This is a genomic window from Paenibacillus flagellatus (assembly GCF_003217775.1).
Taxonomy (GTDB): domain Bacteria; phylum Bacillota; class Bacilli; order Paenibacillales; family NBRC-103111; genus Paenibacillus_AB; species Paenibacillus_AB flagellatus.
Genome location: NZ_QJVJ01000006.1, coordinates 174,522 through 187,966, shown reverse-complemented (window position 1 = coordinate 187,966; position 13,445 = coordinate 174,522). Strand labels below are relative to the sequence as shown.

Annotated in this window: 14 protein-coding genes; 7 read left to right on the top strand and 7 right to left on the bottom strand. The window is 58.5% G+C overall.

Annotation, left to right across the window (positions count from 1 at the left end):
* The first annotated feature begins 19 nt into the window (after positions 1 to 19).
* From DLM86_RS15035 to DLM86_RS15020, 4 genes are all read left to right on the top strand, one after another.
* A complete protein-coding gene (locus tag DLM86_RS15035; protein ID WP_110840854.1) occupies positions 20 to 1,552 on the top strand; it encodes a sensor histidine kinase in 1,533 nt (510 codons plus the stop codon).
* Positions 1,549 to 2,247, top strand: coding sequence for a response regulator transcription factor (locus DLM86_RS15030; protein ID WP_110840853.1), 699 nt, complete (start codon positions 1,549 to 1,551; stop codon positions 2,245 to 2,247). The genes DLM86_RS15035 and DLM86_RS15030 overlap by 4 nt, the downstream gene beginning before the upstream one ends.
* An 88-nt stretch (positions 2,248 to 2,335) precedes the next feature.
* Positions 2,336 to 2,836 carry a hypothetical protein gene (locus DLM86_RS15025; RefSeq protein WP_110840852.1) on the top strand — a complete coding sequence of 167 codons (501 nt, stop codon included), beginning with the start codon at positions 2,336 to 2,338 and terminating at the stop codon, positions 2,834 to 2,836.
* A 27-nt stretch (positions 2,837 to 2,863) separates the two neighbouring features.
* Positions 2,864 to 3,304: a DUF6220 domain-containing protein gene (locus DLM86_RS15020; RefSeq protein WP_110840851.1), complete on the top strand. Its 441-nt coding sequence runs from the start codon at positions 2,864 to 2,866 to the stop codon at positions 3,302 to 3,304.
* Between the two features lie 364 nt (positions 3,305 to 3,668).
* Here DLM86_RS15020 and DLM86_RS15015 read toward each other — a convergent pair whose 3' ends face one another.
* From DLM86_RS15015 to DLM86_RS32080, 3 genes are read right to left on the bottom strand one after another with little or no spacing between them, the layout of a single operon-like run.
* Entirely contained in the window at positions 3,669 to 4,607 is a 939-nt protein-coding gene (locus DLM86_RS15015; RefSeq protein WP_110840850.1) for a polyprenyl synthetase family protein, read from the bottom strand.
* A gap of 3 nt (positions 4,608 to 4,610) precedes the next feature.
* Positions 4,611 to 5,273, bottom strand: a complete 663-nt coding sequence (locus tag DLM86_RS15010; RefSeq protein ID WP_110840849.1) for a response regulator transcription factor — start codon at positions 5,271 to 5,273, stop codon at positions 4,611 to 4,613.
* Positions 5,270 to 6,355, bottom strand: coding sequence for a sensor histidine kinase (locus tag DLM86_RS32080; RefSeq protein WP_158289484.1), 1,086 nt, complete (start codon positions 6,353 to 6,355; stop codon positions 5,270 to 5,272). The genes DLM86_RS15010 and DLM86_RS32080 overlap by 4 nt, the downstream gene beginning before the upstream one ends.
* Positions 6,356 to 7,669: 1,314 nt before the next feature.
* Between DLM86_RS32080 and DLM86_RS15000 the strand changes: the two genes are divergently transcribed.
* Positions 7,670 to 7,849 (top strand): hypothetical protein, encoded by a 180-nt coding sequence (locus DLM86_RS15000; protein ID WP_110840847.1) that lies wholly within the window; start codon positions 7,670 to 7,672, stop codon positions 7,847 to 7,849.
* Positions 7,850 to 8,115: 266 nt separating this feature from the next.
* Here DLM86_RS15000 and DLM86_RS14995 read toward each other — a convergent pair whose 3' ends face one another.
* A complete protein-coding gene (locus DLM86_RS14995; RefSeq protein ID WP_110840846.1) occupies positions 8,116 to 9,129 on the bottom strand; it encodes a helix-turn-helix transcriptional regulator in 1,014 nt (337 codons plus the stop codon).
* Between the two features lie 46 nt (positions 9,130 to 9,175).
* The gene (locus DLM86_RS14990) at positions 9,176 to 11,032 is read right to left on the bottom strand and encodes an LTA synthase family protein (RefSeq protein ID WP_110840845.1); all 1,857 of its coding nucleotides are present in this window, start codon (positions 11,030 to 11,032) and stop codon (positions 9,176 to 9,178) included.
* Positions 11,033 to 11,241: 209 nt separating this feature from the next.
* Here DLM86_RS14990 and DLM86_RS14985 point away from each other — a divergent pair, with 209 nt between their 5' ends.
* Positions 11,242 to 11,529 carry a hypothetical protein gene (locus tag DLM86_RS14985; RefSeq protein WP_110840844.1) on the top strand — a complete coding sequence of 96 codons (288 nt, stop codon included), beginning with the start codon at positions 11,242 to 11,244 and terminating at the stop codon, positions 11,527 to 11,529.
* Positions 11,526 to 11,687 (top strand): sporulation histidine kinase inhibitor Sda, encoded by a 162-nt coding sequence (gene sda, locus DLM86_RS14980; protein ID WP_110840843.1) that lies wholly within the window; start codon positions 11,526 to 11,528, stop codon positions 11,685 to 11,687. Before DLM86_RS14985 ends, sda begins: the two co-directional genes overlap by 4 nt.
* Positions 11,688 to 11,772: 85 nt before the next feature.
* Here the strand turns inward: sda and hemQ are convergent, their stop codons facing one another.
* Positions 11,773 to 12,519 (bottom strand): hydrogen peroxide-dependent heme synthase, encoded by a 747-nt coding sequence (gene hemQ / locus DLM86_RS14975; protein WP_110840842.1) that lies wholly within the window; start codon positions 12,517 to 12,519, stop codon positions 11,773 to 11,775.
* Positions 12,520 to 12,689: 170 nt separating this feature from the next.
* Positions 12,690 to 13,313 (bottom strand): DUF3298 and DUF4163 domain-containing protein, encoded by a 624-nt coding sequence (locus tag DLM86_RS14970; RefSeq protein ID WP_110840841.1) that lies wholly within the window; start codon positions 13,311 to 13,313, stop codon positions 12,690 to 12,692.
* Positions 13,314 to 13,445 lie beyond the last annotated feature (132 nt).

Genomic DNA, 13,445 nt, shown 5'->3' with positions numbered 1-13,445 from the left:
CTTCCCGGGAGCGGTGCACGTGTCGATCCGAAAAAAGCTCATCTTGTCCAACTTCGGGATGGTCCTGATCCCGCTCGTCTTGTTTTTTGTCTCCGCCATGCTGCTGTTCGGCTTGTTCATGCGGGACATGGCGGGCATCTCGGACTATTACGGAGGCGGCGATACGGGCCGACGAGCGTTTCCGGAAATCAAAGAAACGTTCGCCCGGCGCGAAGAGCTGTTCGCCGGCATCCGGTTTTTCATCCGGTACGACCCGGACCGGCTGAGCGACGCCGCCTTTTTGAACGATTTGGACGCGCGGTTCGGAGAGATGAAATCGGGTATCGTCGTCGTGCGCGGCGGGCAAGCCGCCTTCGTATCGTCCTACGTGCGCGACGTCGACGTCTCCGCCCTGCAGGAAGAGGCGGGACGGGACGAGGGACGCAACCATTGGAACCATAACGAGGAATGGGATATGGAGTCCGGCGGCAAGACGTTCGTGGTGGAGCGGCGGAAGACGACGTTCGCGGACGGCAGCGCCGGCGACGTTTATTTCTTGTCGGACATGAGTCCGCTCGTCCGGCTGTATCCGAAGGCGATGCCGATCGTGGCCGGGACGTTGCTATTCATCCTCGCCTTGACGAACGGCGTCCTGACGTATTTCGTCTCGCGCAGCTTCATCCGCCCGCTGTACGCCTTGAAGGAGGCGGCGGAGCAGATCAAGGAGGGCAAACTCGACCATGAGCTGAAGACGGGCGGGCGCAAGGACGAATTCGGCCAGGTCGGCGCCGCGTTCGAGGAGATGCGCATCCGGCTCCAGCATTCGATCGCGCTGCAGCTCCAGTACGAGGACAACCGCAAGGAGCTGCTGTCGAACATTTCCCACGACTTGAAGACGCCGATCACGGCCATCAAAGGGTGCGTCGAAGGCATACTGGACGGCATCGCCGACACGCCGGAGAAGCGGAACAACTATCTTCGCATGATTTACAAGAAGGCGTCGGACATGGACCGGCAAATCGAGGAGCTGTTCCTGTTCTCGAAGCTGGATTTGAAGCGGCTGCCGTTTCATTTCGAACGGACGGGGCTCGTCGCCTACTTGAGCGATTGCGTCGAGGAGCTTCGGCTCCAGCATCCGAACGCCGACATCGCCTTCGTATACGCGCCGCGTTCGCCGGGCGAACCGGAGCCGTACGTGAGCGCCGACAAGGAGAAGCTGCACCGGGTCATCCAGAACGTCGTGGATAACAGCATCAAATATGCGGGCGGCGGGGAACGGACGGCGATCCGCATCGAGCTGGAATCGACGGACCGGGAGGCGATCGTGCGCATGCGCGACAACGGGGCGGGCATCGACGCCGAGGCGCTGCCGCACGTTTTCGACCGGTTTTACCGGGCCGACCCTTCGCGCGGCGGCGGCAGCGCCGGCAGCGGGCTTGGGCTTGCGATCGTGAAGCAGATCGTCGAAGAGCACGGCGGACGCGTATGGGCGGAGAGCAAGACGGGAGAAGGAACGACGATCGCGATGGCGCTGCCGAAGGATGCGGCCGACGAGACGGGAGGAAGACGATGACGGGGAATAAACGGATACTGATCGTCGAGGACGATCCGGTGATCGCCGAGGTACAGCGGGATTATTTGGAGGCCGCGGGGTTCCGGGCGGACGTCGCGGACAGCGGCGACGCGGGGCTCGAGATGGCGCTCGGGGGCGGCTACGACCTGCTCATTCTCGACCTGATGCTGCCGAAGGTGGACGGGTACGAAATTTGCCGGCAAGTGCGCGGGCGCACCGACGTCCCGATTCTGATCGTATCGGCGAAGAAGGAGGACGTGGACAAAATTCGCGGCTTCGGTCTGGGCGCGGACGATTACATCATCAAGCCGTTCAGCCTGGGCGAGCTCGTCGCCCGGGTGAAGGCGCATCTGGCCCGGTTCGAGCGGCTCGTCGGCAGCGGCGGCGGGGCGAAGGACGAGATCCGCGTCCGCGGCATCCGCATCGACAAGCCGTCGCGCCGGGTCTACGTGAACGAGGCGGAGGTGCCGTTTACGTCCAAGGAGTACGACCTGCTCCTGTTCCTCGTCCTGCATCCGAACCGCGTGTTCGGCAAGGAGGAGCTGTTCCAAAAAATATGGGGGCTCGATTCGCTCGGCGATATCGCCACCGTCACCGTCCATATCAGCAAGCTGCGGGAAAAAATCGAGACAGACCCGACGAAGCCGCAATACATCGAGACGATATGGGGCGTCGGCTACCGGTTCAATATGTAGCGGACGGCGGAAACGACCCGGTGATCCGAACGGCGAAGCCGCGAGAGCGGCGTTCGTCGATGCGGACCGGCCGGTGGGAGGTGAATTTGTGAAAAAAATCACGTTGATCCAAAAGAAAGCGCTGCTGACGCTGCATATCGTCTTCTCGGGCATCCTGCTCGGCTGCATGGTCGTGTTTCTTATCTTGAACATTACGGCGGCGGCGACAAGCGATCCGCGCGTGTTCCAAGCGTGCTACACCGTCATGCTCGTCCTGGCCCGCTCGTCGGTTCGCGCGTCCACGATCGGCGCGGTCGTCACCGGGGTGCTGTTGTCCGTGCTGACGCATTGGGGACTTGTGCGGTATTACTGGATCATCGCGAAGGAGCTGCTGACGCTGCTGTCGATCGGCGTCGGGCTGGTCGGCATCTATGTCTGGTCGCTGCGGGCGTTCGAGCTGTCGGAGACGGCCGGGATGAACGCGCTGCACGATCCCGGATTTTTGGCGAACCGGCTCTACTTGTTCACGGGCGTGGCGCTGCAAATCGTCTCGCTTGTCGCGCTGTTAGCGCTATCCGTGTTCAAGCCGTGGGGGAAGCGCGCCGCGTGAACGGGTTGAGGGAAAGGGGAATGAATGATGAATGATACGAGTCGTACCGGTACGCCGGTACAAGCCGGGGATAACGTTCCGCCGGGACGGATCCGGATTTCAAGATTTCTTTACGCGGTATTGGCGCTTTTGTTCGCCGCCTGCATCGTCGTCCAGGTGCTGTTCGCCGGCATGGGAATATTCAAGGACGCGGCGGATTGGGAGCTGCACCGCGCGTTCGTCCTCTACTTCGATAAAATCCCGTTGGTTCTTTTCGTCCTGTCGTTTGTCGGGGGCATCCGCGGCAGCTTGCGCTGGTGGGGGATCGGGCTGTTTGCGATGAGCTCGCTCCAATACGTGACCGCGCTCGCGTTTGCGGACGTGTGGATGGTGGCGGTCTGGCATCCCGTCAACGCGCTGCTCATGTTCGCGGTGGCGCTGTACTTGACGAGACGGTCGCGGGGATGGTTAAGCGGGATCGGGCGGTAAGGCGAAACGTCGGCCCGCGGCCGGACTCCCCGCGAAGCGCCGATAGGGGAAGGGCCGGCGAATGCCGGCCTTGATCGATTTTGCGAGTTTGACGCCGTCCCGACCGTTCCAGTTGGATGTTGTCCAATCGAATCGCCGGATTAGGCGCCGAAAAGGGGGCATCATTGGATTCCATCCAATCGAATATCGCCGTGTGGTCTCGATTCGGCCGATTCGCGGCGATTCTGCTGGATGGAATCCAATAGCCGATCGATTTCATACGCTCACGGAGCATTGCGATTGGATGAATCCAGCAGAACATGGCGGTTACTTCCACGACGGGCACGTCGGAACGGCGTCGTTCGCCGTTTCCGGTTCCGGTCGGTCATTCGTCCGGCGTTCTCGGGCCGATCACGAGCTCGCGAAACCGCTCCTTCCGCTCCGCGTCGGCCGGCAGCGCGTCGAGCGTCTCCGCCGCTTTATCCAGAAACAGCGTCTTGATCACTTCGGTATACTCGATGCAGCCGGACTCCCGGATGTAATCGACGCACGCCTGCTTATGGCTCAGAAATTCGTTCCGGTCGATCTCTCCGTCGTAGTAGCGGCGGATGACCGGAAATTCGTCCGCGTCGCCGCCCAGCAGGAACAGGACGGGCAGCGTCCGTTTTTTGTGCAGAAGGTCGTTCTTCACGTCGTAGCGGAGGACGTCGCGCAAATCGTTGGACAGCTGCGAGACGACGCCGAGGTAGCCGGCCAGCTCGTCCAGCCGCTCGGCGATCGCTTCGTCCGGCGGCAGCGCGCCGTAGCCCATATAGTAGGCGAGCTTGAGCAGCATGCACGATTTTTGCTGGACGACGGCGATATAGTCCTGCTCGGTCTCGATATCGTTCGTCAAATCGCGGTATTGGCCGTTGACGGCGTTCAGGACGATTTGGCCGACTTCCCCCGGATTCGGCATCGGTTCCCCGGGGTGCTCCGCCTGCAGACGCCCGAGCTCGGCCACCGCTCCCATCAGCAAGCCCATCACCGCGTTTAGCGACAGCTCCGGCGGAGCCTGCATCCAGCTTTTCTCGGCGTTGTCCGCATCCTGCAGGTCGTCGGCGATATCGAGCGCCAGCACGAGCAGCTCGGTCAGGGCGGCCAGCCGGCCGATCTGCGGCGAGGCGCCTCCGAGCATGGCGTGAACGAGGCGGGTCGTTTCGCCCCAGCGGGACGTCTCCGCCGCTTTGTCGCGAGCGAATTGTTTCAGCAAGGCGTTGAACGCCGGCACCGGGCAAAGCCGGTCGATCGTACTCTCCATTTCCCGCAGCACTTCGGCCTGCATCGCTTACAGCTCCTCCGGAAGATCGGCGTACATCGGGCTGCGAACGAATTTCTCGATCGCCTGGATGCGGGTGGAGACGCCGAACTTGTCGTAAATTTTTTTCAAATAGTTGTCGACCGACCGTTTGCTGACGTGAATCTGCTCGGCGATTTGCTCGTGGGTCGCTCCTTTGACGAGAAGGCTCATGATTTGCAGCTCGTCGGGCGTCAGATGGATCGTTTCCGCTTCGGCCGGACGCGGGAGACGGTTCGTCACCCGCATTTGCTGGTAAAGCGGGATCGGCAGCATCGTATGGTTGTCCAGGATGCAGCGGACGAGGTTCTGGATCGTCGTCTCGCCCGATTCCTTCGAGATGATGCCGCTGACGCCGATTTCGATCAGATGGTTGTACAGATCGGCGACGTCGATTCCGGTGAAAATGACGACATGCGTCTGCGGATACCGCCGCTTCACGCGCTCGGCGACTTGGCTGCCGTATTGATCCGGCAGATGGTAGTCGAGGAACAGCAGCTCCGGCTGGTGCTCGGCGACGAGGTCGAGCGCCTGCTGCCCGTTCGCCGCGATGCCGACGACGCTCACGCCGTCGACCTGCTCCAATATGTAGGTCGTGGCCCGCGCCACGACGGGATGGTCGTCGACCACGACCGTCTTGACGATACGTTTCATGCGGTCAACCCTTCCTTCATCGGAAACGTGATGCGAATCGAGACGCCGCCGCCCGGTTTGGCGTCCAGCTCCAGCTGGCCGTTCAGGTGGAGAATGCGGCTGCGCATTTGCTCCATGCCGACTCCCGACGTCCCGATATCCGGAGCGGTCAGCTTGTCCGGATCGAAGCCGCCGCCGTCGTCCCGGTATTCCAGCCGGAACCGCCCGTTGGCTACGCCGAGCCGGATGACGACGAGCGTCGCTCCCGAATGCTTCTTCGCGTTATTGAGCAATTCCTGCACGATGCGGAACAAATGACGCTTCGTCTCCAAGCTTCGCCGCTCGATCGCGTACGCTCCTTCGGCCTCGAATTGGATTTGGAACGGACAGCCGTATGATTCCCGTTCGACGATTTTCTCGATCGTCCGGACGAGTCCGATTTCCTGCAGCAGGTACGGGTGCAGATCGAAGCAGCTTTGGCGCAGGTTGACGTTGATGATTTCGACGTAGTCGACGATGCTGCGAATCGTATCGGCCGCTTCCGCGGCCAGCTCGTGCTTGTCCGCGAGCGCTGTCAGCTTGCGCTTGAGGAAGAACAAGTCCTGCATCGTCGTATCGTGCAGGTCGGCGGCGATGCGGACGCGTTCCCGCTCCTGCAGCTCGAACGTCAGCTTGCGGAACCAGTTGATGTCGTGCGCCTCTTTCTCGTTCGGCAGCTGCGCGGCGAGCCGGTTCAGCCGCACCGTCAGCTTGCGGATCAAGTAGACGTTCTCGAGGCTGACCGCCAAGTAGGAGATGATCAGGTTGAGCCAGTTCACTTCCTCGAGTCCGAGGCGGGTGTTCGATTTTTTATTGGTCATGACGAGGTAGCTCGTATACTCCTCGTGGCGGTTGATTTCGATATAGGTGAGTTCGGGGTGCTCGTCCTGACTGGATTGGTTCAGCAGCATTTCCACATCGGTTGCGAGAATGTCGCCTACACGGATGATCTCGGTGCTGTCGCGATATTTAAAAACAATAGCGCCTCCGTACACTTGAAGCGTGTTGACGATGTCGACTAAAATCAAATCTTTCAGATCGCGGAAGCTGGATGTCGAAGTCAAGTTTTTAGATATTTTATTAAGTGCCGCTTGAAGAAAATGTTTCCGAGGAAACATGAATCGCTCCAATCTCGTGTACATATGCTCGACGGAGTAAAGAACAAAGGTCAGGACAACAAGCGTCGATATGCAAAATAAAATCAATTTCTTGATCGAAATTGCTTCGTAAAAAAACGCTGCTGTAAGGCCGGTAATGATCAAGCTTGGCGCGAGAGCCATAATGAGTGTAAATAGAACGCGTCTTAAAACTACATCGATATCATATAGTTTTTTGGTTACGATTAAGTAGGCGAACGCCAAAGGAAAAATTAATACGAACCAACTTGAATGATGGGATGAGATCAGTTCATTGCCGTAGACCAGATTCGGTACGAACGAAAGGGCGACGACCGGCAAAAAGGACAAAATCAACGAGAAAAAAACGAAGCGGATCACGGTCGTTAAATACGTTTGGCTCTTGCGATGACGGAAATACAATGAGATGAGAATTCCTATATCCCATGTAATAATGCAAATAAAATTCAGCAAAGCGAAAGAACCCGTGAGGCGGTATAGGGTATAATCGATGTCGTGATCCATGTACAGCAAGATGCTTATTATCGCGGCTAAAGCATTATAACCGTATAAATACGGCAAGTACTTGGAATAAAGCAGCAAATTCCCCTTTTCCTTGAAAAAGACGATTAAAAAATGCAAAAATACGATGGGGATCAAGGCAAGAGAATTGACCATAAGCAATTTTCCGATTGTATCTCCTCTAACCGAAGCCCCCAAACTCATAAAGGTTACGCCAATATTTAAAAAAACGAGGGAAAGAAAGATTGCCGATTTGGAATTATGCGATCGCAAGTATAGAAGAATGGCGGAAAAAAAACAGATGACTTCCGCAACCATCGGCAAAATATCGTATGTAAGCGAATTATAGGCCATTCGAGTATTGACGATGAAGCGCTCGCCTTCTCTTATGATTTCGATGGAGCGAGCTTGCTCGACAGCCCGCCATTTCTTTACTGTCGCATGCTCCCCCGGATCTTTCCCATCGATTTTTGTAATCGTGTCGCCGACTTTAATATCCAGGTTCAGGGCTGTGACACCGTTGTCGATCGAATATACCGTCCACTCGTGATGAGGGCCTACTAGCAAATTGATTCCCAAGTACGGGTAACTCATCCTTAAGTAGCCGAACCATATTTGAATTCCTACCAAAATTGTGATCGAGACAACAAATTTTCCCTTCCGCATCTCTTCACACCCTCTATCAGATCATATATACTAGAAATTGTAAGAAAAAATCAATGGGTTAGGGAGGGTTACGAAATGAAAACAATTCAATGGTCCCAGGAACTGCAAAAAGAGGTTCGCGCCATGAAGAAGAACCCGACGAATGTAAGCGTTGCCGAGAAAGTAAGCTTGCCGAATGCGGAAAGAAAAGGACTTCGTCTCGCATTCAATAACGTCTCCTTGAGCAACGGGACCGTCCTCACCACTTGGTGGTAATCTTCCTACATAATTTTACTAGAACAAAAAGAGATTGTATATCGATCGCGATATACAATCTCTTTTTTTCATACGTGCACAAGCTGGTCGGCGACCGCCGGGCGATCGATCAGCAGCATTTTCATTTCGACCGCCATCTGCGCGCCGTTCGAACTCGACTTGGATAAGACGATCCGGCGCGTCGACGCGCTGGAACAGCAGCTGCATAACCGTTAATGCCTATCCGAGTCGGGTGCTGTCGCCGGGCTTTTTTTATTTGCTCCGGTTTACCTGTACGGGGACGACATCCGGGGCTCGTCCGCCGACTCGTACCCGCCGTCGCCGTGGTACCGGGCCAGCTCCATGGCGATGTCCGCGACTCGCCGTCTCAGCTCGGCGGGCTCCACGATCTTCACGTTTCCCCCGAACGACAGCAGGTAACGCGGGAAAAACCGGTTCAAGCTCTCCTCGTCGAGCTTGAGCGTCACTTCCCGTTCCTGCCGCTCGATCACGTGGTCGAGCAAAAACCAGTTGTCGCAAATCATCGTAATCGACTGCGGCTCGCCCTGCAGCTTGACGGTCACCGCGCCGCTTTCCTTGGAATCGCTCATGACTTCGAAGCGGTCCTTCATGAAGTCGCGCAAGGAGAACGTGTCCGGCCTCGCAAACGATTCTCCGGTCGGCTCCGCGCCGACGATCCGGTCCGCGCGGAAGACGCGCATGTCGTCCCGCAGATGGCAGTGCGCGATCAAATACCATTTGTACATCCGGTTGACGAGCCCGTACGGGTTCACCTTGCGCGGCTCCGGCTCGCCGCCCTTCCACTTCTCGTAACGGATCGTCAGCGTGCGGCCTTCCGCCACCGCCAGCTCGAGCTCCTGCAGAACGGCGTCCTCCGTCCGATGCCGCGCGGGGCGCATCACCTCGAAGCCGGAGATATGACGCTGCAGCTGCTCGATCTGCTCCTCGCTCAGCCTGCTTTGCATTTTGGAGGTCGCCTTGCGCAGCGGCTCGATGTACGGGTAGCCGGCCTGCTCGGCGAACAAGCCGGCGTGCACCATCGCCTTCAGCTCGTCGATGGCGAAGAAAAGAGGAGCTTCGCGGAACGTCTTCGGCAGCTTGTAGCCGCCGCCGTGTCCCGATTCGGCCTCGACCGGCACGCCGCTCGCGCACAGCGCGTCGATGTACCGGTATATCGTCCGTACGCTCGTCTCGAGCTCGTCCGCCAATTGCTCCGCCGTCATCCGCCCGCGCGAGCGGAGCAGCCAGAGCACGCTCAACAGTTGGTCCGATTTTGCCATTCGTTTTCTCCGATCCTTTTCAATATGCCGAGCTGGTTCCCCCGTATTACGGCTCGGGAACCGTTACTTTGTCCGGCAGCTGCGAGACGTAGCTATCCGACAGGCGGAGCAGCCGGAGCGCCCGTTCGTACTGCTCCTCCGTCGGCGGTCCCGACGTCGGTCCCGTGGCGTCCAGCGGGTAGCTGACGCCGTCGGAGAAGCCGTTGCCGGGGACGAAGATCGCCTCTTCGTTAATGAAGGAGCCCGTCGGCAAGTAATAGCGCTGCGGCAGCAGGTTGGCCGACTCGTTCAGCAGGTCCAGTCCGAAGTGAAGGTAGTCGGCCAGCGATACGCCCAGCAGGTTGGCGATCGTCGGCAGCAGATCGACCTGACCGCCGACCCGCTCGAACGTCTGCGGCTGCGTCACGCCGGGCGCGGCCAGGACGAGAGGGACGTTCAGCATGTCCGGGTAGGCGTACGGATGGCCGAGCAGCTCGTTCATCATGTCCTTTTCGTCCCGGGTCAGCGAATAGATCGGGAGGCCGAGATGGTCGCCGTAGACGACGATCAAGCTTTCGTCCCACAGGCCGTTCGCCTTCAGCTTGTCGATGAACTGCCCCAGGGCGTAATCGGCGTAGCTTTGCGCGCGCAAGTAGTCGCCGACGAACGTGCCCCGGTATCGTTCGGGGACGGCGATCCGGTCTTTTTCCGGCGGAATCGTATACGGGTGATGCGCCGTCATCGAGATGACGTGGGCGTAGACCGGCTTTCCTTCGTCCCGCAGCCGCTTCAGCTCGTCCGCCGTTTTGGCGTACAGCGTCTCGTCCGACGCACCGAAGAAGACGATATCCTCCTGGCCGAAAAACGAGCTGTCGTAGTACCGCTCGAAGCCGAGCGCGTCGTACAGCTGGCCGCGGTTCCAAAATTCGACCGTGTTCGTGTGAAACGTCGCGGACCGGTAGCCGTTCGCGGCGAGCAGCTTCGGCAAGCTCGGCAGCCGCTTTCCGGCGTACCGCTGCGTCGCCGCATCGGTCGGCGGAATATAGTACGACGTGTTAACGACGAATTCGGCGTCCGACGTGTTGCCCGGACCGACCTGCTGGTAGAAGCGGGGGAAGTAGAAATGGTCCCGCACGAGCCCGTTCAGCACCGGCGTCACCTCTTTCCCGTCCACCTTCAAGTCGACGAGAAAGTTTTGGAACGACTCCAGCTGGATGATGATGACGTTTCGGCCGGACGCCGCTCCCGCGTACTCGGGCGTCTCGGGCGTCTCGGGCGGCTGCGTTCCTTTCAGCACGTCGATCGTCTGCTGCGTAATGTCGCCGGCCGCGATCGGCTCCGGCTCTTTTTTGGCGAAAATCGTATACGCCTCGTAACCGAGAATGCCCATCTCCTTCGCTTGGTTGAACTCGCTCATGCTGGCCCGGTTCGGCACGATATTGGACAGGCAGAGCGCGATCGAGCCCGCCAGCACGAACGTCAGGACGCCGCGGTGGGCCCGGGGAGCGGCGATCCGCTTCCACAGCTCCGCCCGCTTGCTCCGGAGGAGCATGGCGCCGAGCACGACGACGTCGAGGAAGATGAACAGGTAGTACGGATGCATAAGCGAGAACACGCTGTTTTTGACCGCGGTCACTTGATTGACCATCTTCAGCGCATGGTACGTTACGATGACGCCGTAATATTTGTAATACATGATGACCGCGAAGAAAACCGCCGTGAATAGCAAATTGACCAACACGTAGACAGCCAGCTTGCGCTTCGAGGCGAACAGCTCGATCAGGCAAAAAAAGATCCAAATGAACGGAATTTCCGTCAAAAGCGGCGTCCAGGACCACGTCTCCTCGTACAGAACGGACCACGTCAGGAAGCTCTTGATCGTCATGATGGCGGAAAAAAATAAAAACGGCCGGATGCGCGTCATGTCCGTTGCGCCCTCCTTGTACGATTCGTAGATTGCTAGAAACCGCAGGTACAATTTATTATGATCCAGCGCGAAACGGAAGTCAAAATCTTGTCCGACTGCTCGATCCCGGCGGGTTTGCATTCGAGTGCAAACCGATTTGCATCGAAATGCAACAAGTTTGCGCTGAAGTTCGAACGGTTTCCGTATACCATTATAGGTGTATAAATATGGAAGATGTAAGAGGCAAACAGCTGCATGACGACAGCCGGGAGGGACTGGTGATGAAGATGAATTCGGGAGACGAACGGTTCATAGCGCTTGCGATTCAGACGGTTCTGCACAGCAACAAGCACCGGCTTTACCGATTGACCGATTCCGGGGAGTACGATTCGTTTTTGCGGGAGATGTCCCGTGAAATTGTGCAAAAGGCGCAGACGTTCAAAACGATTACGGAAACCGCGGTTCGCGAGCTGGAGGCGGAATCGTGGACGGCGTACCGGGAGGGAGTTTTATGAATCAGTTGAAGGACGATCATTTGCTGGACTGTTACGAGAAGTCGTTGGAATGGAAGCTGGACGACGATTTCATTCAAATATTGCGCGAAGAGATCGAGAAGCGGCAGCTGGAGCTGCCCGAGCGGCATCGCCGGCTCGAGACGGTCGCGGCTTCCTGAAGCCGGCCGTTCGGCCGTGCGGATCCCGCGTGAATACGAAAAGCCCGGTCCATGGCGGACCGGGCTTTTTGGCGATGTCGTCGGGTCAGACGCGCAGCAGCTCTCGCGTCTTGTCCGCGTCGAGCAGGTTGCCGACATAGAACGCGCCGAATTCGCCGAACCGGGCGCTCGCTTCGTCGAAGCGCATCTCGTATACGAGCTTCTTGAACGTAAGCGGATCGTCGGCGAACAGCGTCACGCCCCATTCCCAGTCGTCGAAGCCGACCGAGCCGGTAATGATCTGCTTCACGCGGCCCGCGTAGCTGCGTCCGATCATGCCGTGGCTGCGCATGAAGCCGCGGCGCTCCTCCATGCTGAGCATGTACCAGTTGTCGTTGCCGGAACGGCGCTTGTTCATCGGGTAGAAGCAGATGTGCTTCGCCTTCGGCAGCGTCGGCTTGAGCCGCGCGACCACTTCCGGATCCTCCATCGGGTCGGTGCCCGGCTTCGCCATATAGCTGCTCAGCTCGACGACGGAGACGTAGGAATAAACCGGAATCGTATATTGGGCGAACGACGTCTTGTTGAACTTGTTCTCCAGATCGTTCAGCTCGTCCAACGTTTCGCGCAAATGCATGAAGACGAAATCGGCTTTTTGGCCGACTACGGAATAGAAGGCGGTGCTGCCTTTCTTGTGCTGCTCGATGATGTTCCATTCATGCAGCAGCGCGTGCAGCTCGTCCTCCGCTTTGGCGCGCTCGTCGGCCGACAGCCGCTTCCAGGCGCTCCAGTCGATCGCGCGGAAGTCGTGCAGCGCGTACCAGCCTTCCAGCGTTTGTACCGCTTCGCTCATTGGGGGCCACTTCCTTTCGTTTGTCCGCTCGGACTTTCGGTTACGCCCTTCATTGTAACGAAACGCACGACAAAGGGCAAACGATTCACAGAGTTGACACAAAGCGCCGCCCGGAGCGGCTTCGCGCGCGGCGAAGCCGTCTTTCCAACCGGCGGAGGAAGCGGGAAGGCCTACCCGTTGACCGTCATCGGCTGGATCGGGCTGGCGTCGGGAATCAAGTCCTGCAGCGAATAAACGGAGATTGGAAACATCGGAAAGCCGAACACGTAGGGCGTAATTTCGTACAGCTGGAAATAGACGACGAGCGCCTTGTCCGCGACGTAATAGTCTTGATCCGGCCGGATCGACGCGAACGGCGCGAGCGTCTGGATGCCGCGCTCGGCGATTTGCGCCTTGACGATGTCGGAGATGCGCTTGACGTAGCCGCTGCCGGAAGCGAACAGCTCGCCGAGCGTGTACGCTTTGCCCGTGGACGTGTCGAACGTCAGCGACCGGATCAGCGTCAAGCCGTGCGCCGCGTGCTCCGTGTAGCCGTACACGTTCAGGGCGACGCTGAGCAGACCGCGCTCGTTCGTCTTGATCTCGTAGAAGCCGTTGATTTCCGTCGTATGCGGATGCTGGGTATAGCCGAGCTGGCGGAGCATCGATTGGATTTGGCCGGCGATGGCGTTGTTCATCCGGACTTGCGCGGCGGCGTTCGGCGCTTGGACGACGCGCGGGACGTACAGCTCGAACTTCGGACCGGTCCGGCGGACCGTTTGGATTTGCAGCGGAAGGGTGTAAGGGGGATTCATGGCGGTCGTTTCTTCCTTTCCCGGTAGGCGTTTATCCATACCGTATTCGGGGACGGGGGATTACGTTCCGGCGTACGGGCGGGGCGTTCCGTGACGGAATTCGCACAGTTCGGCGGAAGCCTTTACTTCGCC

What these genes read in the sequence shown, in the direction of transcription:
- DLM86_RS15015 (WP_110840850.1), bottom strand. Translation starts at nt 4,607, where the DNA reads ATGCAGGCCGAAGTGCTGCGGGAAATGGAGAGTACGATCGACCGGCTT.
- sda (WP_110840843.1), top strand. Translation starts at nt 11,526, where the DNA reads ATGAATCAGTTGAAGGACGATCATTTGCTGGACTGTTACGAGAAGTCG.
- DLM86_RS14970 (WP_110840841.1), bottom strand. Translation starts at nt 13,313, where the DNA reads ATGAATCCCCCTTACACCCTTCCGCTGCAAATCCAAACGGTCCGCCGG.
- DLM86_RS15010 (WP_110840849.1), bottom strand. Translation starts at nt 5,273, where the DNA reads ATGAAACGTATCGTCAAGACGGTCGTGGTCGACGACCATCCCGTCGTG.
- hemQ (WP_110840842.1), bottom strand. Translation starts at nt 12,519, where the DNA reads ATGAGCGAAGCGGTACAAACGCTGGAAGGCTGGTACGCGCTGCACGAC.
- DLM86_RS15000 (WP_110840847.1), top strand. Translation starts at nt 7,670, where the DNA reads ATGAAAACAATTCAATGGTCCCAGGAACTGCAAAAAGAGGTTCGCGCC.
- DLM86_RS14985 (WP_110840844.1), top strand. Translation starts at nt 11,242, where the DNA reads ATGGAAGATGTAAGAGGCAAACAGCTGCATGACGACAGCCGGGAGGGA.
- DLM86_RS14990 (WP_110840845.1), bottom strand. Translation starts at nt 11,032, where the DNA reads ATGACGCGCATCCGGCCGTTTTTATTTTTTTCCGCCATCATGACGATC.
- DLM86_RS15020 (WP_110840851.1), top strand. Translation starts at nt 2,864, where the DNA reads ATGAATGATACGAGTCGTACCGGTACGCCGGTACAAGCCGGGGATAAC.
- DLM86_RS15030 (WP_110840853.1), top strand. Translation starts at nt 1,549, where the DNA reads ATGACGGGGAATAAACGGATACTGATCGTCGAGGACGATCCGGTGATC.
- DLM86_RS14995 (WP_110840846.1), bottom strand. Translation starts at nt 9,129, where the DNA reads ATGGCAAAATCGGACCAACTGTTGAGCGTGCTCTGGCTGCTCCGCTCG.